Origin of the sequence: Mycobacterium sp. 236(2023), assembly GCF_029623955.1 — a bacterium.
Taxonomy (GTDB): domain Bacteria; phylum Actinomycetota; class Actinomycetes; order Mycobacteriales; family Mycobacteriaceae; genus Mycobacterium.
The window spans coordinates 163,132-180,744 of record NZ_JARSBP010000010.1; the positions used below are offsets into that span (position 1 = coordinate 163,132).

General features: G+C 67.0%; 14 protein-coding genes and 1 pseudogene. 4 read left to right on the forward strand and 11 right to left on the reverse strand.

Annotated elements, in window-relative coordinates; translation table 11 throughout:
- Position 1 precedes the first annotated feature (1 nt).
- Together treY and treZ are read left to right on the forward strand one after the other, a co-directional pair.
- On the forward strand, positions 2 to 2,296 hold the full coding sequence (gene treY / locus P9A17_RS30050; protein ID WP_278042433.1) for a malto-oligosyltrehalose synthase: 2,295 nt from the start codon (positions 2 to 4) through the stop codon (positions 2,294 to 2,296).
- Positions 2,289 to 4,007: a malto-oligosyltrehalose trehalohydrolase gene (treZ, locus tag P9A17_RS30055; protein WP_278042434.1), complete on the forward strand. Its 1,719-nt coding sequence runs from the start codon at positions 2,289 to 2,291 to the stop codon at positions 4,005 to 4,007. The genes treY and treZ overlap by 8 nt, the downstream gene beginning before the upstream one ends.
- Here treZ and P9A17_RS30060 read toward each other — a convergent pair.
- From P9A17_RS30060 to P9A17_RS30075, 4 genes and pseudogenes are all read right to left on the reverse strand, one after another.
- Positions 3,984 to 5,462 carry an ATP-binding protein gene (locus P9A17_RS30060; protein WP_278042435.1) on the reverse strand — a complete coding sequence of 493 codons (1,479 nt, stop codon included), beginning with the start codon at positions 5,460 to 5,462 and terminating at the stop codon, positions 3,984 to 3,986. The genes treZ and P9A17_RS30060 overlap by 24 nt on opposite strands.
- Positions 5,452 to 6,204 (reverse strand): SDR family oxidoreductase, encoded by a 753-nt coding sequence (locus P9A17_RS30065; RefSeq protein WP_278042436.1) that lies wholly within the window; start codon positions 6,202 to 6,204, stop codon positions 5,452 to 5,454. Before P9A17_RS30065 ends, P9A17_RS30060 begins: the two co-directional genes overlap by 11 nt.
- 64 nt (positions 6,205 to 6,268) lie before the next feature.
- Positions 6,269 to 7,558 carry a threonine ammonia-lyase IlvA gene (gene ilvA, locus P9A17_RS30070; RefSeq protein WP_278042437.1) on the reverse strand — a complete coding sequence of 430 codons (1,290 nt, stop codon included), beginning with the start codon at positions 7,556 to 7,558 and terminating at the stop codon, positions 6,269 to 6,271.
- A gap of 42 nt (positions 7,559 to 7,600) precedes the next feature.
- Positions 7,601 to 8,037: pseudogene (locus P9A17_RS30075) on the reverse strand (nitroreductase family deazaflavin-dependent oxidoreductase).
- A gap of 81 nt (positions 8,038 to 8,118) precedes the next feature.
- Here P9A17_RS30075 and P9A17_RS30080 point away from each other — a divergent pair.
- Positions 8,119 to 8,349, forward strand: coding sequence for a hypothetical protein (locus tag P9A17_RS30080; RefSeq protein ID WP_278042438.1), 231 nt, complete (start codon positions 8,119 to 8,121; stop codon positions 8,347 to 8,349).
- Here the strand turns inward: P9A17_RS30080 and P9A17_RS30085 are convergent.
- From P9A17_RS30085 to lspA, 6 genes are all read right to left on the reverse strand, one after another.
- Positions 8,346 to 8,531: a hypothetical protein gene (locus P9A17_RS30085; protein WP_278042439.1), complete on the reverse strand. Its 186-nt coding sequence runs from the start codon at positions 8,529 to 8,531 to the stop codon at positions 8,346 to 8,348. The two genes, P9A17_RS30080 and P9A17_RS30085, sit on opposite strands and share 4 nt — an antisense overlap.
- Before the next feature lie 41 nt (positions 8,532 to 8,572).
- Entirely contained in the window at positions 8,573 to 12,109 is a 3,537-nt protein-coding gene (gene dnaE, locus P9A17_RS30090; protein ID WP_278042440.1) for a DNA polymerase III subunit alpha, read from the reverse strand.
- 71 nt (positions 12,110 to 12,180) lie between these two features.
- Positions 12,181 to 12,855: a TetR/AcrR family transcriptional regulator gene (locus P9A17_RS30095; protein WP_278042441.1), complete on the reverse strand. Its 675-nt coding sequence runs from the start codon at positions 12,853 to 12,855 to the stop codon at positions 12,181 to 12,183.
- A 53-nt stretch (positions 12,856 to 12,908) separates the two neighbouring features.
- On the reverse strand, positions 12,909 to 13,799 hold the full coding sequence (gene rarD, locus P9A17_RS30100) for an EamA family transporter RarD (protein WP_278042442.1): 891 nt from the start codon (positions 13,797 to 13,799) through the stop codon (positions 12,909 to 12,911).
- Entirely contained in the window at positions 13,796 to 14,725 is a 930-nt protein-coding gene (locus P9A17_RS30105) for an RluA family pseudouridine synthase (protein ID WP_278042443.1), read from the reverse strand. Before P9A17_RS30105 ends, rarD begins: the two co-directional genes overlap by 4 nt.
- Positions 14,722 to 15,285 (reverse strand): signal peptidase II, encoded by a 564-nt coding sequence (gene lspA / locus P9A17_RS30110; protein ID WP_278042445.1) that lies wholly within the window; start codon positions 15,283 to 15,285, stop codon positions 14,722 to 14,724. The genes P9A17_RS30105 and lspA overlap by 4 nt, the downstream gene beginning before the upstream one ends.
- Positions 15,286 to 15,327: 42 nt before the next feature.
- Between lspA and P9A17_RS30115 the strand changes: the two genes are divergently transcribed.
- The gene (locus P9A17_RS30115) at positions 15,328 to 16,230 is read left to right on the forward strand and encodes an asparaginase (RefSeq protein WP_278042447.1); all 903 of its coding nucleotides are present in this window, start codon (positions 15,328 to 15,330) and stop codon (positions 16,228 to 16,230) included.
- Here the strand turns inward: P9A17_RS30115 and P9A17_RS30120 are convergent, their stop codons facing one another.
- Entirely contained in the window at positions 16,231 to 17,586 is a 1,356-nt protein-coding gene (locus tag P9A17_RS30120) for a DNA polymerase IV (protein WP_278042448.1), read from the reverse strand.
- Positions 17,587 to 17,613: the final 27 nt, after the last annotated feature.

Here is a 17,613-nt window from a genome sequence, read left to right on the forward strand (position 1 = left end):
GATGACGATCACCTCGACATACCGGCTGCAGATGCGCGGACCGGCCAGCGGCCAGGCGTTCACGTTCGCCGATGCCGAGAACCTGGTCGACTATCTCGCGGACCTGGGAGTCTCCCACCTGTACCTGTCCCCCATCCTCACCGCGGCCGAAGGTTCCAGCCACGGCTACGACGTCACCGACCCGACGTCGATCTCGGCGGAACTCGGTGGGCCCGAGGGCTTCCGCCGACTCGCGGACAAGGCGCGGTCTGCCGGACTCGGCATCGTGGTCGACATCGTGCCGAACCACGTCGGCGTCGACGACCCGACGCAGAACGCGTGGTGGTGGGATCTTCTCACCCACGGCCGCCAGTCGGCGTACGCGTCGTACTTCGACGTCGACTGGACGTTGGATCCCGGCGGCCGAATCGTGTTGCCGGTCCTGGGGTCTGACGACGACGTCGCCGATCTGACGGTCGACGGAGACCTGCTTCGCCTCGGCGATCGGCAGTGGCCGATCGCGCCCGGCACCGCAGACGGCAGCGGACCGCAGGTGCACGACCGCCAGCACTACAAGCTGATCGGCTGGCGGAACAACGTCTGCGGTTACCGGAGGTTCTTCTCCATCACGTCCCTGGCCGGGCTCCGCCAAGAGGACCGCGCCGTGTTCGACACCACGCACGCCGAGGTCAAGCGATGGTTCTCCGAGGGGCTTGTCGACGGCATCCGCATCGACCACCCCGACGGACTGACCGACCCCACAGGCTATCTGGGGTGGCTTCGCGAACTCACCGGCCCGGACGCGTGGATCGTCATCGAGAAGATCCTCGCCCCGAACGAGGCCCTCGAGACCACGCTCCCCGTCGCAGGCACCACGGGATACGACGCGCTCCGCGAGAACGGCGGGTTGTTCATCGACCCGACCGGAGCCGAATCCCTCACCGCCCTCGTCGAATCCGCCGGCGTCGACTACACGTCGACCGGCGCGGAGGCGCGCCGCCTGAAAGTCGACGCGGTCACCACAACGCTGTCCAGTGAACTGGCCCGGCTGCGCCGCGCGATCGTCGCGACCACCGGCAGAGATCACGACCTGCTGGGGCCGGCAATCGCGGCCCTGCTCAGCCACGTCGGCGTCTACCGGTCCGATTACCGCGCGCTGTCGGCGGTGCTCCCCGTCGCCATCGCCGAAACCTCTTCCGAACACCCCGAACTGGCCGACCCGCTGGCCCTGGTGACGGCTGCATCGACGGTCAGCTCCGAGGTGGCGGCGCGGTTACAGCAGTTGTGCGGAGCTGCCACTGCCAAGTCCATGGAGGACTGCCTGTTCTACCGCGACGCCCGACTGGTGTCGCTCAACGAAGTCGGCGGCGAACCGGTCGACTTCGGGGTCGGCGTCGCCGAGTTCCACGAGCGCGCCACTTCGCGAGCGGCCCTGTGGCCGACCGCCATGACGACGCTGACCACCCACGACACCAAACGCGGCGAGGACGTGCGTGCCCGCATCGGGGTGCTGTCTCAGGTGCCGTCGCTGTGGAGCGAGATGGTGCAGGGCTGGGAGAACACCACGCCGCCGCCAGACCGCTCCACCGGACTATTCCTGTTGCAGAACATCTTCGGCGTGTGGCCCGCCGACGGTGTGGTGACCGAGGCGCTCAGGCATCGGCTGCACGGCTACGCAGAAAAGGCCATTCGCGAGTCGGCGCTGCACACGACGTGGAACGATCCGGACGAGGAATTCGAGTCTGCCGTGCACGCCTGGCTCGACGCGGTGATCGACGGTCCGGTCGCGGTCGAGCTGACCGCATTGGTCGCGCGACTCGATCCGCACGGGCGCAGCGACTCCCTCGGCCAGAAGTTGATCGCCCTGACCGCACCGGGAATCCCCGACGTCTACCAGGGCACCGAGTTGTGGGAGGACAGCCTCGTCGACCCGGACAACCGGCGACCCGTCGACTACACCGAGCGCCGGAATGCGCTGGCCGCCATGGATCATGCCAAGTTGCGGGTCGTGCACACCGCGCTGCAGCTTCGCCGCGAACGCCCGGACACCTTTCTGAGCGGAGGCTATCGCCCCGTCCTCGCCGACGGTGTGGCCGCCGATCATCTCGTGTCCTTCCTCCGCGGAGACGACGTGCTGGTGGCTGCGAGCCGGTGGACAGTGCGTCTGGCCGACAGCGGTTGGGGGCAAACATCTCTCACACTCCCGGAGGGTTCGTGGACAGACCATCTGACCGGCGTCACCCACACCGGGCAGGTGGCCGCACCGGACCTGTTCGCGGCGCTGCCCGTCGCACTGCTGGTGCGCAGCGATGACTGAATTCTCCGTCTGGGCACCGCTACCCGATGAGGTCCGCCTCGACATCGAGGGCACCCTGCACCCGATGACGCGGGGAAAGGACGGATGGTGGCGCGCCGATGTCGACGCCGCGGCAGATGCCCGTTACGGCTTCGTCCTCGGCGAGGACCCCAAACCGGTGCCCGACCCGCGCTCGCCGCGGCAGCCCGACGGCGTGCACGAGCGCTCCCAGCTGTGGAGCCCGGCGGCGGACGTCTGGACCGACAGCGGATGGCAGGGCCGCTCCGTCGAGGGCGGGGTGATCTACGAACTCCACATCGGCACCTTCACACCCGATGGGACGTTCGACTCGGCGATCGACAAGTTGGGCCACCTCGTCGATCTCGGTGTCGATTTCGTCGAGATCATGCCCGTCAATGCGTTCAGCGGGACCCACGGCTGGGGCTATGACGGCGTGCTCTGGTACGCGGTACACGAACCGTACGGCGGACCCGACGCACTGATCCGGTTCGTCGACGCCTGCCACGCTCGCGGCCTCGGGGTGCTGATAGACGCGGTGTTCAACCACCTCGGCCCGTCCGGGAACTACCTGCCGAAGTTCGGGCCCTACATGTCCAGTGGCTCCAACCCGTGGGGCGAGGGGATCAACATCGCCGATGCGGGCTCCGATCAGGTGCGGCGCTACATCCTGGACTGCGCGTTGCGCTGGATGCGCGACTTCCACGCCGACGGACTGCGACTCGACGCCGTGCACGCGCTCGTTGACACGACAGCCATCCACATCCTCGAAGAGCTGTCCGCCGAAACAGCGGCACTGTCAAGCGAAGTCGGCCGACCACTATCACTGGTCGCCGAGAGCGACATGAATGATCCACGGACGATCATGCCGCGCGATCAGGGTGGTCTCGGGATGACCGCGCAGTGGGACGACGACATCCACCACGCCATCCACACGGCGGTGTCCGGCGAACGCCAGGGCTACTACGCCGATTTCGGCACCCTGGCGACACTGGCGACGACCCTGCGCCACGGGTTCTTCCACGCGGGAACGTACTCGTCGTTCCGGGAACGCCGGCACGGCCGCCCGTTGGACACGACGGCGATCCCCGCGACCCGGCTGGTCGCCTACACCCTGACCCACGATCAGGTCGGCAACCGCGCAATCGGCGACCGGCCGTCGCAGAACCTGACGGCCGGCCAGCAAGCGATCAAGGCCGCGCTGGCCCTCGGATCGCCCTACACGGCAATGCTTTTCATGGGTGAGGAATGGGGGTCGTCGTCGCCATTCCAGTTCTTCAGCTCTCACCCCGAGCCCGAACTCGCCAAGGCGACGGCCGAGGGCCGCAAGCGCGAATTCGCCGAACACGGCTGGGATGCCGACGATATCCCCGATCCGCAGGACCCCGCGACGTTCACGCGGTCGAAGTTGAACTGGGCCGAGACGGATGACGGTGACCACGCGCACCTGCTGGGTTTCTACCGCAGCCTGATCGCGTTGCGCGACGAACCCGATATGGCCGACCCGTCGCTCGACGACCTGCGAATCGAATTCGACGAAGACGCACGGTGGTTCGTGATGCACCGTGCGACGCTGACGTTCGCGTGCAACCTCGGCACCGAGGCCGTCGACATTCCCGTCACGGGTGACGTGATCCTGGCGTGGACCCCGCCGATCGTGGGCAGCCAGACCACCCGCGTCGACGGGCATTCAGTCGCGGTGCTGCGACGCTAGCGGCAGGCAGACGATGAAGGTCGTCTCGCCGGGTCTGGATCTCACCTCGATCGTGCCGTGGTGCTTGTCCACGACGATGTGGCGCACCAGATCCAGTCCGAGACCCGCACCCTGCCCCAACGGTTTGGTGGTGAAGAAGGGTTCGAAGACGCGGTCGATGAGATGCGGTGCTATCCCAGGCCCGTCGTCGCTGATCTCCACGCGGATCATCGCATCGCCCTCGCGAAGGGTCCGCATCGTCAACGTGCCGGCCCCACCCATCGCGTCCAGCGCATTCATGAAGATGTGCGTCCACACCTGATTCAATTCGCCTGGGCAGCAGTGCAATTCCGGAAGCGATCGGTCCAGATACTTGACCACGGTGACGGGTTTGCCCTTGCCGGGCATCGCCACCTTGTCGCCGAACATCACCGCCGTGCTGCGCAGCATTTCGTGGACGTCGACGCTGCGATACTCGCCTCGATCCATCTGCGAGTACTGCTTCACTCCGTCGATCAACGCCGAGATGCGTTCGCAGGACTCGGTGATCCGTTGCAGCCGCAGTTCGAACTGCACGGCGTGGTGCAACCAGTCGATGATCGCGGCGCAGGAGTCGAGTCCGGCCTCATCGGCGATGACGCCGGCTTGTTCCAGCCAGTCGGTATCCAGCCCGCCTTCGACGAACGTGGCCACCCGGTCCTGGCCACCGGCGATGTGGTGGTCGACCAGCCAACGGGCGATGAGATCGCCGCGCTGCTGACGTTCCGTATCCGTAGTCGGAGGCGTGAAGGACTGCCCGGCAACATGTTTGGTGTCTTGGTAGGTTTTGGCCACATGCTCGGTGACCGCGTCCTCCAAGCTCATCAGCGCGCCGAGGCCGTGCGCCGGGATGCCGCTGCCGACGAGTTGGCCCAGTTTGTGGCGACCCTCGACGAAGTTCTGCTGTATCTCGGCGACCGTCTGCTGAGTCATCGCGGCCGGAGCGGCGAGCTGGCTCGACAAGCCCGCGGTGAGGCAGCCCAGCGCCAGAAGCGTATCGCGCTGCCCGACCGTCTTGACCTCCCGGCTGCGGTCGGCCAGCTGCTGTTCCAGCAGGCCGACCAGCATCGGGAACTCCGCACGCATGAACGACGCGAAAGCCGGCGCATCCATGACGAAAACGCGGGACGTCACCGTCAGCCGAACCGAGACGTCCCACAGCCGCTCCGACTCGTCGACGACGGCCAGCCAGGCCCCGAAGTGCGCACCCCGTCGCGCGGTGCGCTCGACTTCGACATCGGCGCCTGCGCTTCGCTTCGAGATCGCCAATTCGCCGTCGACGAGGGCATAGAACGACGTCGCCGGTTCGCCCTCTGCGCACAACATCCCGGCAGGCAGCGTCGCGACCCGCCCCTGCGCGCACAGCACGCGCAGCTGGCGCTCATCCAGACGTTCGAACAGCGCGATGCCGCGCAGGTCCTGCGCGCTACACGGCACGCTTCGCCTTCAGCCAGTCGCGCAACGTGAGATCACCGAGAACTCCGCCTTCACCGGTCACCAGCGAGTTCTGATCGACAGACGCACCGAAATACGTTGCAGCACCGTCGATCACAATCGGTGCGTTGTCGACTCCTGACTCGCCCACGATCCGGGCGAGCTGGGCGAAACTGAGCTTCTCGGGTCCACCGAGGTCGAAGGCGCCGTTGGTCGGCGTGCCCTGAGCTGTCTCTGCGACGACAGCCGCCACCTCGGCCGCCGCGATCGGCTGGATCCGGGCGTCGGGTACGTGAACCGTGCCGTCGACCATCAGCGAACCCAGAATCGCCTCGGCGAACTCATGGAACTGGGTGGCCCGGACGATCGTGTAGGGCAGGCCGGATTCGGCGATGACGTTCTCCTGCGCCACCTTGGCCCGCATGTAGCCGCTGTCCGGCAACGTGTCGGCACCGACGATCGACAACACGACGACGTGCTTCACGCCCGCCTCCGCAGCCGCGGCCGCCACGTTCGTCGACTCGGCGGTGAAGAACGACAGGACGGGTTCGTCGTCGAAGGAAGGCGAGTTCGTCACGTCGACGGCCACATCGGCCCCGGCCAGGGCCTCGGCAAGCCCGGCACCGGTGAGCACGTCGACACCGCTGCTACGGGAGGCGCCGACCACCTCGTGGCCCGCGGAGGTGAGAATGCTGACAACCTGGCTGCCGATTTGGCCGGTGGCTCCGATAACGGTGATCTTCATAGGTCCACTCTCGCCTGTGACCCGTCGCCGGGGCACCCTTGAAAGTCCGTAGTCTCACACCGCGTCAGGTCAGGTAGCGATAGGTCGGGGAACCCGGTTCGAGCAACTCGACGTGGCAGTCGGAGCCGCTCATGCGCGCGACCAGCCCCTCCAGATCCGCAGCCGAGCCCATCTCGATGCCGACAAGCGCCTCACCCGTTTCGCGGTTGTTGCGCTTGACGTACTCGAACAGCGTGATGTCGTCGTTCGGGCCCAGCACCTCGTCGAGGAACTTGCGCAGCGCGCCGGGCTCCTGCGGGAAGTCGACGAGGAAGTAGTGCTTGAGCCCGAGGTGCACGAGCGACCGCTCCAGGACCTCGCCGTAACGGGAAACGTCGTTGTTTCCCCCCGAGATCAGGCACACCACCGTCGATCCCGGCTCGATGTCGGCGTCGAACAACGCGGCCACCGACAGCGCCCCCGCGGGCTCGGCGATGATGCCCTCGTTCTGGTAGAGGTCCAGCATCGCGGTGCACACAGCGCCCTCGTCGACAGTGGTGATCCCGACCATGTCGCCGGCCGCCGACAACGCGGCGAAGGGCCTGGCGCCGACCCGTGCAACGGCAGCGCCGTCGACGAACTGATCGACGTCATCGAGGGTCACCGGCTCGCCCTTGGCCAACGCGGCCACCAGAGCCGCCGCCCCGGCGGGCTCGACACCGAGCACGGACGTCGTCGTGGTGCGCTCGGCGAGGTAGGTGGTGATGCCGCTGATGCAGCCTCCCCCACCCACGGGGACGATGACCAGATCCGGTTCGGCGCCGAGTTCGTCGAGGATCTCCACCGCGATCGTGCCCTGCCCCGCCATCGTGCGCAGGTCGTCGTAGGGCGGAACCAGCGTGGCACCGGTGCGGGCGACATCGTCGAGCGCGGCACGCGCCGCCATGTCGTAGGTCTTGCCGCCGACGATCAGCTCGATGAAGTCGCCGCCGTGATAAAGGATGCGGTTGCGCTTCTGCTTGGGTGTCTTGGCCGGAACGTAGACGCGGCCGTGGATCCCCATCGACCGGCAGGCCAGCGCGAACCCCTGCGCATGGTTGCCTGCCGACGAGCAGACCACACCAGCGGCCTTCTCTTCCGGGCTCAACTGCATGAGCAGGTTGTAGGCACCGCGCAACTTGTAGGAGCGGACGGCCTGCAGGTCCTCGCGCTTGAGGTACACCTGGGCGCCGGTGAGCGCCGACAGACGATCGCTCAACTGCAGTGGCGTCCGGGCCACCACCTCCGAAATTCGCCGAGCGGCCTCATCGATATCCGCAGCACGCAGGGGCGCGCTTGGATCGATGCGAAGACTCTGGCTCAGCTCAGCGGACACCGAACAATGGTGCCACCGCACCCCGCCCCGGCAAAAATGCGTTCAGTCGACAGGCGTCAGGACGAAGACCGGGATCTGGCGATCCGTCTTCTTCTGGTACTCGGCATAATCGGGCCAGGTGGCAACGGCCCGCTCCCACCAGGCGGCCTTCTCGTCATCGAAGACCTCGCGTGCCTCGTAGTCCTTGGTGACGGTGCCATCCTGGAGTTCGACGCGAGGGTGGGCCTTGATGTTGTAGAACCACACCGGGTTCTTCGGTGCGCCGCCGAGGGAGGCGACGACGGCGTACTCGCCGCCGTGCTCGACGCGCATCAGTGGCGTCTTACGGATCTTGCCGGACTTGGCGCCGACCGTGGCGAGCAGGATGACCGGCCTGCCCTTGAGTTCGGTGCCCCGGGTCCCCCGGATTCCATGTATTCCTCGGCGTTTTCGCGGGCCCAATCGGACGTACTAGGCTCATACTCTCCAGTGATAGGCATGTAGTCAGGCTAGCGAAATCGACACTCCATAATAAGTGTTTCGGCTGGCCGAAATCTTTCGTACGAGCTATCGTTACCCCTGTGACCACCGCCGAACAGATGCGTGACGCCGTGACCCGTCCGGCGTCGTCGATCTCCATCGCCGGCGTTGCCTGGCCCGTCTACAAGGTTGTCGCGCTGCTGATGGGCCTACTGGTGTTCGTCGTCGTCGCGGCCGCGACCACGTCAGCCGCTCCCGCCGTTCTGACCGCCACCGGCATCACCGTTCTCGCTTGGGTCGCACTCGGCGCCGCGAGTCGCATCCGCGGTTAGAACAGTTCACCGGTTTCGCCGAGCGCCTGATAGTCGTCACGCAACTTCAGGATCATCAGCTTGCCCATCGTGTAGTACCCGTAGAGCGCGTCTGACGTGCCGCGTTTGGCCTCGGACTCAGCCACCAGCCGAGGTTGGTAGGCCTCGGTGACGAAGAGCTCCGTCGCGTCCTCGACCGGCACGCCCCCACCCCGTCACCGGCGCCCCTTCGCTGGATAAGCCCTCAGCCGCCCAGGCAGCCCGGACCGAGCAGTTCCTTCAGGTCGCCCATCAACGCCGACGACGGGGTGACCCGCAGCGACTGATCGAGTTCCAGCGTCGTGATGCGTTCACCACTGATCAGCCGGAGATGAACCTGCGACGTGCCGGGATGGCGGGCCAGCACCTGCTTGAGCGCCGTCACCTTGTCGACCGTGCACTGCCGCGTCGGCAGGCTCACCGCGACCGGGCGATTCGCCTGCGCACTCGAAAAGTCAGGCACCACAAGCTCGTTGACGATCAGCGAGATCCTGTCGTCGCGCTTGGCCACCTTGGCGCCGAGCAACACCACGACGTCGTCGGCGATCTCGGCGCCGAACATCGAATACGTCTGCGGGAAGAACAGCACCTCGATACCGCCGGAGAGATCCTCGATCTGCGCCGACGCCCACGGCAGGCCGTTCTTGTTGACGCGGCGGTTCACCGACGCCAGGATGCCGCCGACCCGGACCTGGGTGTCGTTGGCGATATCCCCTTCGAGGATCGCCGGGATCTGTGTGTCCACCTGCGCGGTCAGCAGGTGGGCGACGCCATTGAGAGGATGCCCGGACACGTAGAGGCCGAGCATCTCGCGTTCCAGCGCGAGCTTGTGCTTGTCCTCCCACTCCTCCTCGGGCACCTTGATGGTGAACACCGACTCCGTCTCGGAGTCTCCCCCGCCGAACAGATCGAACTGCCCCATCGCCTCGGCCTTCTTGGTACCGAGCACCGAATCGACGGCGTCGGTGTGCACGAGGAACAGCCCTTTACGCGGGTGGTTGAGCGAATCGAACGCGCCGGCCTTGACCAGCGATTCGGTGACCTTCTTGTTGCAGGCGGTGATGTCGATCTTGTTCAGATAGTCGGAGAAGTCGGTGTACTTGCCCTTCTCCGACCGCGTATTCACCAGCGAGGCAACGACGTTCGCGCCGACATTGCGCACCGCGCCGAGCCCGAACCGGATGTCGTCGCCGACGGAGGCGAAGTTTTGCACCGATTCGTTGACATCGGGCGGCAGCACCGTGATGCCGAGCCTGCGGCAGTCGGCGAGATAGATGGCCGCCTTGTCCTTGTCGTCCCCGACCGAGGTGAGCAGACCGGCCATGTACTCGGCCTGGTAGTTGGCCTTCAGGTACGCCGTCCAGTACGACACCAACCCGTACCCGGCGGCGTGGGACTTGTTGAACGCGTATCCAGCGAACGGAAGGATGGTGTCCCACAACGCTTTCACCGCGGCGGCCGAGAAACCGTTGGCCGTCATGCCCTCCAGGAAGCCCTTGTACTCGGCTTCGAGGACCTCCAGCTTCTTCTTGCCCATGGCCTTGCGCAGCGCATCGGCCTTACCCATCGAGTATCCGGCGACCTTCTGGGCGATGAACATGATCTGCTCTTGGTAGACGATCAGGCCGTAGGTCTCGGCCAGGATCTCGCGCAGCGGTTCTTCGAGTTCGGGGTGGATGGGCTTGATGGCCTGGCGACCGTTCTTGCGGTCGGCGTAGTCGTTGTGCGCATTCATGCCCATCGGGCCCGGCCGGTACAGCGCCAGGACGGCGACGATGTCGTTGAACTCGGTGGGCTGCATCCGGCGCAGCAGATCGCGCATCGCGCTGCCGTCGAGCTGGAACACACCGAGCGTGTCACCGCGACCGAGCAGTTCGTAGGCCTTGGGATCGTCGAGGTCCAGCGACTCCAGATCCAGGTCGATACCGCGGTTGGCTTTGATGTTGTCGATGCAGTCGCCGATGATCGTCAGGTTCCGCAGGCCGAGGAAGTCCATCTTCAACAGGCCGATGGCCTCACACGACGGGTAGTCCCAGCCGGTGATGACCGCGCCGTCCTGCGGGCGCTTCCACAGCGGGATCGCCTCGATCAGCGGCTCGGAACTCATGATGACCGCGCATGCGTGCACGCCCGCGTTGCGAACCAGACCCTCCAGACCGCGGGCCGTCTCGTAGATGGTCCGGACGTCGGGGTCGGTGTCGATGAGCGCGCGGACCTCCGCGGCCTCTTTGTAGCGCTCGTGTGTGGGATCGGTGATCCCCGACACCGGGATGTCCTTGGCCATGATCGGCGGTGGCAGCGCTTTGGTGATCCGGTCGGCGATCGCGAAACCGGGCTGCCCGTAGTGCACGCGGGCCGAATCCTTCAGCGCGGCTTTGGTTTTGATGGTGCCGAACGTGATGACCTGAGCCACCCGGTCACTGCCCCACTTGTTCGCAGCGTAGCGCAGCATCTCGCCGCGCCGACGGTCGTCGAAGTCGATGTCGATATCGGGGGCGGACGGGCGCTCGGGGTTGAGGAACCGCTCGAACAGCAGACCGTGCGGGATCGGGTCGATGTTGGTGATGCCCATGGCGTAGGCCACCAGCGAGCCGGCTGCCGAGCCGCGGCCGGGCCCCACCCGGATACCGACCGAACGGGCGTAGTTGATCAGATCGGCGACGATGAGGAAGTAGGCGGGGAATCCCTTGTCGCAGATGACCTTGATCTCGTACTCGGCGCGATCGATGTACTCCTGCGGGACGGTACCGCCCTGGAATCGGCGATCCCGCAGTCCGGTCATCACCTCATGCGTCAGCCACGAACCCTGGTCGTGGCCTTCGGGCACCGGGAAGATCGGCATCCGGTCCGTCGGCGTCCACACCTCGCTGTACGGCTGGACACGCTCGGCGATCAGCAGCGTGGAATCGCAGGCGCCCGGCACCTGGTCGTCCCACAGCGCCCGCATCTCCGCAGCCGACTTGAGGTAGTAGCCGTCACCGTCGAACTTGAAGCGATTGGGGTCCGAAAGCGTCTTTCCGGTCTGGATGCACAGCAACGCCTCGTGGTTCTGGGAGGCGTCACGGGTGACGTAGTGGCAGTCGTTGGTGGCCAGCGGCCGGATGCCGAGCTTCTTGCCGACTTCGAGCAGGCCTTCCCGGACTCTGCGCTCGATGTCGAGGCCGTGGTCCATCAGCTCGAGGAAAAAGTTCTCCTTGCCGAAGATCTCCTGCCACTTGGCCGCCGCGGCCACCGCTTCGTCGAAATGGCCGAGCCGTAGCCGAGTCTGCACCTCGCCCGACGGGCAACCGGTGGTGGCGATGATGCCCTCGGCATGTTCGGCGATGATCTCGGCATCCATGCGCGACCACTTGCCCAGCTGGCCCTCGAACGATGCCAGCGACGACAACCTGAACAGATTTCGCAGACCCGTCGCGTTCTCGGCGACCATCGTCATGTGCGTGTATGAGCCGCTGCCGGAGACGTCGTCGCTCTTCTGGCTCGGATCGCCCCACAGCACACGCTTGGTCTCGAAGCGCGATGCGGGCGCGATGTAGGCCTCGATGCCGATGATGGGCTTGATGCCGGCGTCGGTGGCAGCGTTGTAGAACTCGCTGGCGCCGAACATGTTCCCGTGGTCGGTCATCCCGATGGCGGGCATCTCCAGCCGCTGCGCCTCGGCCAGCATCGGCTTGACCTTCGCGGCGCCGTCGAGCATCGAATACTCGGTGTGATTGTGCAGATGCACGAAAGAACCGCTCATAGGGACGCCAGTCTAGGACCGCTCGCCGACACCGCTCGGCGTGTCGGGGCGCGTGTCTTACGAACTTCGGATCACGCGTCCAAGGACGCGCCGACCGGTTCGTTCAGCAATCCGCTACCGAGCATTCTCATCAATTGCCTGGCTACTTCCGGAGTCTCGACGCCATCGGTTCCGTCGGTCAGAAAACCCGCGTAGAAGCCGAAGCCCCAGAAAAGCGCTCCCAGCATGTCGCTCACCGCGCGGACGTCACTGTCGGGGCCCAGCTCACCGCGGAACACCGCATCGGTGACGACCGCGTCGTAGAACGAGTGAACGGTGGCGACGACAGCGGCCGCGGCCACGTGTCGCTGCGGGGCCCTGTGGTGGTCGATCCGCGCGGTCATGACCAGCTTCATCAGCGCGGGCTCGTCTGCCCCGAGACGGTGCAGTTCCCTGGCAAAAGCTGCCAGTTGGCAGATGAGGGCACCTTTGTCTAGTGCCGCATCCGCGCACTGTTCCACCCGGTCACGGACGTCCGTGAGCAACTTGTCGTACAGGTCTTCCCGGGTCGGGTAGTAGTAATGCAGAGTCGGGCGGCTGACGCCCGCGCGCCGGGCGATCTGCTGGAAGGTCGCGGCCTGATACCCGCGTTCGGCAATGATGTCGCGGGCCGCACGCAGGATCGTCTTGCGAGTCTGCTCCGAATCGGCACCCACCGGGCGTCCACGTTTGCGAACCGCGGATTCCGCGAGGGTCTCGTTCTCCACGGGCAAACGTTATGACATAGCTACCGACCGGTCAACATAGGCGTGTGCAAATGTCACGCAATCGTCAGTCCTGCAGGTCGCCGCTCGGCGCGCGCGCGTCGCACCGCGTCGACCGTGAAAATCAGCAGAGCGACCCAGATCAGGGCGAATCCCACCCACCGCGCCGGGGGCATCGCCTCGTTGCCGACGACCACTCCCCATGTCAGCTGCATCGCCGGGGTCATGTAGAACAACAGCCCCAAAGTGACCATCGGCAGCCGTTGCGCCGCCGCGGCGAACATCAGCAGCGGCAGCGCGGTCAACACACCCGCGAGGACGAGCAGTGCGACGTGGCCGCCGCCGTGGCCGGTGAGCGTGCCGCCTCCGGTGAGCGCCAGCACGACCACGTACGCCGCCGCAAACGGGGTCGCGATCGCCGCTTCGATGCCGACGCTGACGCGCGGGTCCGTCGGCACCAGTTTCTTCACGGCGCCGTAGAGACCGAAGGACAACGCCAGGCCGATCCCCACCAGCGGCGGCTCACGCAGCTGAACAGTGAGGATGACGACCGCCACCACAGCGATGGCCAGTGCGCTGAACTGCCAGCGGTTCAACTTCTCGCGAAAGATCAACAGTCCCAGCGCAATCGACACCAAAGGGTTGATGAAATAGCCGAGCGCGGCGTCGACGACATGACCGTTGTTGACCGCGTAGACGTAGATCAGCCAGTTGATCGAGATCAAGCCCGACGCCGCGATCAGGAGCAGCCAGGTGCGGCCCGTGATCGCCCTGATGTCCCCCAGCCTGCGCACCGCGGTCACCACGACGACCATCAGCGCGAAGCTCCAGATGATCCGGTGCGCAAGCACCTCGACGGCGCCGGCCGGCTTGAGCAATGGGAAGAACGCGGGAAACAGGCCCCACATCACGTAGGCGCCGGCGCCGTAGAGCAGACCCGACCTCACCGGTCGTGGCGCCGCAGAACGTCCAGTGCGTGCTGCAGGTCGGCGGGATACGGGCTGGTGATCTCGATCCACCTGCCGTCGGCGGGATGCGCGAACGCCAACGACCGGGCGTGCAGCCACTGCCGTTCCAGCTCAAGCTTTTTCGCAAGCGTCGGATCGGCGCCGTACGTCAGATCACCGCAGCACGGATGGTGCAGCGCCGAGAAATGGACGCGGATCTGGTGCGTGCGGCCCGTCTCGAGGTGGACGTCGAGCAGGCTCGCCGCCTGATGCGCCTCCAGCGTGTCGTAATGCGTGACGCTGTGCCTGCCGCCCTCGACGACCGCGAATTTCCAGTCATGCCCGCGGTGCCGTCCGATCGGGGCGTCGATGGTCCCACTCGACGGATCCGGATGCCCCTGAACGAGAGCGTGATAGCGCTTCTCGACGGTGCGCTGCTTGAAAGCGCGCTTGAGCACCGTGTAAGCGCGCTCCGACAGCGCCACCACCATGACGCCGGATGTGCCGACGTCGAGCCTGTGCACGATGCCCTGACGCTCGTGAATCCCGGAGGTGCTGATCCGGAAACCGGCCGCCGCCAGCCCGCCCAGCACCGTCGGCCCGTGCCAGCCGACCGTCGCGTGCGCCGCGACCCCCGGCGGCTTGTCGACCGCGACGATGTCGTCGTCGGAGTACAGGATGTCCATGCCCTCGATGTCGACTGGCGTATTCTCCACCGGCGCAGGCGCTTCCGGCAGCCGCACCTCCAGCCACGCACCCTCGACCAGTTTGTCCGACTTGCCCGCGGGGGCACCGTCGAGTTCCACGCCGCCGTCCTCGGCGATCGCCGCAGCCGCCGTGCGAGACAACCCGAGCAAGCGGGCCAGGCCGGCGTCGACACGCATCCCCGCGAGCCCCTCCGGCACCGGCATCGACCGGGTCGTCATCCTTCTTCTGCGCTGTCCGGCTTGCGCCGCCCGACCGTATCGAAGTCGAAGCCGAACAACGACAGCACGACGAGCAGGATCGCCCCGCCGACCACGGCGGGATCGGCCACGTTGAACACGGGCCACCAGCCGATGGACAGGAAGTCGACGACGTGACCGCGCAGCGGGCCCGGCGAGCGGAAGAACCGGTCGACCAGGTTGCCCAGAGCACCGCCGAGAATCATCCCGAGGCCGAGCGCCCACCACGGTGAGACAAGCCTGCGGCCCATCCAGATGATGCCGATGACGACGCCTGTTGCGACGAGGGTCAGGACCCACGTGTAGCCGGTGGCCATCGAGAACGCCGCGCCCGAGTTGCGCACCAGCGTCCACGTGACCGTGTCGCCGATGATCGACACCGGCTGGCCCGGAGTCAGCAGCTTCACCGCGAGAACCTTGGTGACGACGTCGAGCGCGAGCACCACCGCGGCCACGGAGAGGAGCAGGCGCAGCCGGCGCGCCGGTGTCGTCTGCGCAGTCTCGGTCGCAGGCTCGGCCGGGCTCGATGATTCATCCGTCACGCCCCCATCATCGCAAAGAGCCGGTGGGGAACAATTCCACCCATGGGTCGCCTCGTCGTCATAGCCACCGGTGGCACCATCTCGACCAGCTCCGGGGTCGACGGTGTGAAGCGGCCCACCCGCTCGGGCGCCGACCTCACCGAGGGACTCGACGTCGCGGTCGTCGACGCGCTGTCACTCGACAGCTCGCAGCTAATCCCGGCCGACTGGGACCGCGTCGCGGCCGCGGTCCGGCAGGCCGCCGCGGCCGACACCACCGACGGCATCGTCATCACGCACGGCACGGACACGATGGAGGAGACCGCGCTGTGGCTCGAACTCACCTACGACGGCGCCGCGCCGGTGGTGCTCACCGGTTCCCAGCGCAGCGCCGATGCGCCAGACGCAGACGGGCCCACCAACCTGCGTGACGCGCTGGCGGTTGCGGGCGATCCGCAGTGGCGCGGACTGGGCGTCCTGGTCAGCTTCGCCGGCGCGGTGTTCGAGCCGCTCGGCGTGCACAAAGTTGCCACGACGGATCTGCAGAGCTTCGCCGGAACCCGGGCCGGCAGTGGGAAGTCCCGCCCGTCCCTGGGGCCGCTGACGGCGTCCGACGCCCCGCGCGTCGACATCGTCGCCGCCTACCCGGGTGCCGACGCCGCGGCGCTGGATGCGTGCGTCGCCGCGGGCGCGCGCGGCATCGTCCTGCAGGGGCTGGGCTCCGGCAACGCCGGGGCCGCGCTGATCGACGGCGTCCGCAGGCATTGCCGCGACGGCGTGACCGTCGTGGTGTCGACGAGGGTGCCCGGCGGCCGGGTCAGTCCGGGATACGGGCCGGGGCGCGATCTCGTCGACGCCGGCGCGATCGTCGCGTCGCGGCTACGGCCGCCTCAGGCACGCGTGTTGCTGATGGCCGCGCTCGCCGCGGGTCAACCAGTTCAGGACGCGTTCGGACGCTGGGGCTGATCAGGTCTCCCGCCCGGCCATCTCAGCGACGAAGTCCGGCCAGTCGAGGCTGTCCACCGGATTCGCCCTGCTGATCGCGGGGTCGGTGGCGGACAGCGTGCGCGCAGATCCCGGACCGGTGCCGCGGGTCTCGAACCGCACCGTCATCACCCCGTGCCCCGCGCCCTGCACCCAGCCGTGACCGAACTCGGGATGTCGGACGTCGTCACCGACACGCCACGCGGGGGCCGTCGCGGCGACGTCGGCCAAGGTGGCAGGCAGGCTGGTGTCCGACGTCTCCTCGATCAGTCCCGCATCCGTGAACAGAGGCTCCTGCTGGACATCGGAAAGCCCCGAAAAGCCCACGCCGACAAGCCGAACGGGCCCGATGTCGACGGGGTCGAGCAGCAGCCTGCGCGCCGTGCGGATGAGAGTGGCGGCGTCGGTCGTCGCGTATGGCAGCGTCGCCGACCGCGTCAGCGTGCTCATGTCGGACCGTTTGAGTTTCACCGTGACGGTGCGTGCTCCCCTGCCGTCCTTCTCCAGCCGGCGGTGGGCGTGGTCGCCGATCGGACCCATCGCCTCGCGAAGTTGCGCGATCGTCGTCAGGTCCTCGGCGAACGTCGACTCGGCGCTGATCTGTTTGGCGGGCGCGTTCTCGGCCACCGGCCGGTCGTCGATACCGCGCGCGAGCCGGTGCAGCGCGGGACCAACCGTGGCTCCCAGGATGTCGGCCACCTCGGTCTCGCTGAGCGCGGCGAACGCACCGACGGTGTCGATCCCGAGCCGGTGCAACCGCTCCTCGGCGACGGGCCCGATGCCCCACAGGCGCCGCACCGGGAGGCCCGCCAGCAGCGTCAGCTCGACGTCCCTGCCGACGACGCGGATGCCGTCCGGTTTCGCCAGCCCAGACGCGATCTTCGCGATCTGCTTGCCCGAACCCGCGCCGACGGACGCCACCAGTCCCGTCTCCGCCAGCACCCGGGCGCGCAACTGTTCGCAGAACTCCTCGACGACGGACTCGCCTGCGCCGGCGAGTTCGGGCGGCTCGCCGAACGCCTCGTCGAACGACAGCTGTTCGAGGACGGCCACCATCGACCGGACCGTCTCGAAGACGCGCCTGCTGGCCGTGCCGTAGACGACGCCACGGGGCGGAAGGACGACCGCGCCGGCGCCGACGAGCCTGCGGGCCTGATGCATCGGCATCGCCGAGCGGGCGCCGAACACGCGGGACTCGTAGCTGGCGCCTGCCACCACACCTCTGCCGCCGAGACCACCGACGAGTACCGGTCTGCCGCGCAGCGTCGGACGGGTCAACTGCTCCACGGACGCGAAGAACGCGTCCATGTCCAGGTGCAGGACCCATCGACCGGCCACAGCTGCCGATGCTAGGGCGTGCCGGAT

Excerpts from the sequence above, each read along its gene's own strand:
- treY (WP_278042433.1), top strand. The coding sequence starts at position 2 with ATGACGATCACCTCGACATACCGGCTGCAGATGCGCGGACCGGCCAGC.
- treZ (WP_278042434.1), top strand. The coding sequence starts at position 2,289 with ATGACTGAATTCTCCGTCTGGGCACCGCTACCCGATGAGGTCCGCCTC.
- P9A17_RS30065 (WP_278042436.1), bottom strand. The coding sequence starts at position 6,204 with ATGAAGATCACCGTTATCGGAGCCACCGGCCAAATCGGCAGCCAGGTT.
- dnaE (WP_278042440.1), bottom strand. The coding sequence starts at position 12,109 with ATGAGCGGTTCTTTCGTGCATCTGCACAATCACACCGAGTATTCGATG.
- P9A17_RS30105 (WP_278042443.1), bottom strand. The coding sequence starts at position 14,725 with ATGACGACCCGGTCGATGCCGGTGCCGGAGGGGCTCGCGGGGATGCGT.
- P9A17_RS30115 (WP_278042447.1), top strand. The coding sequence starts at position 15,328 with ATGGGTCGCCTCGTCGTCATAGCCACCGGTGGCACCATCTCGACCAGC.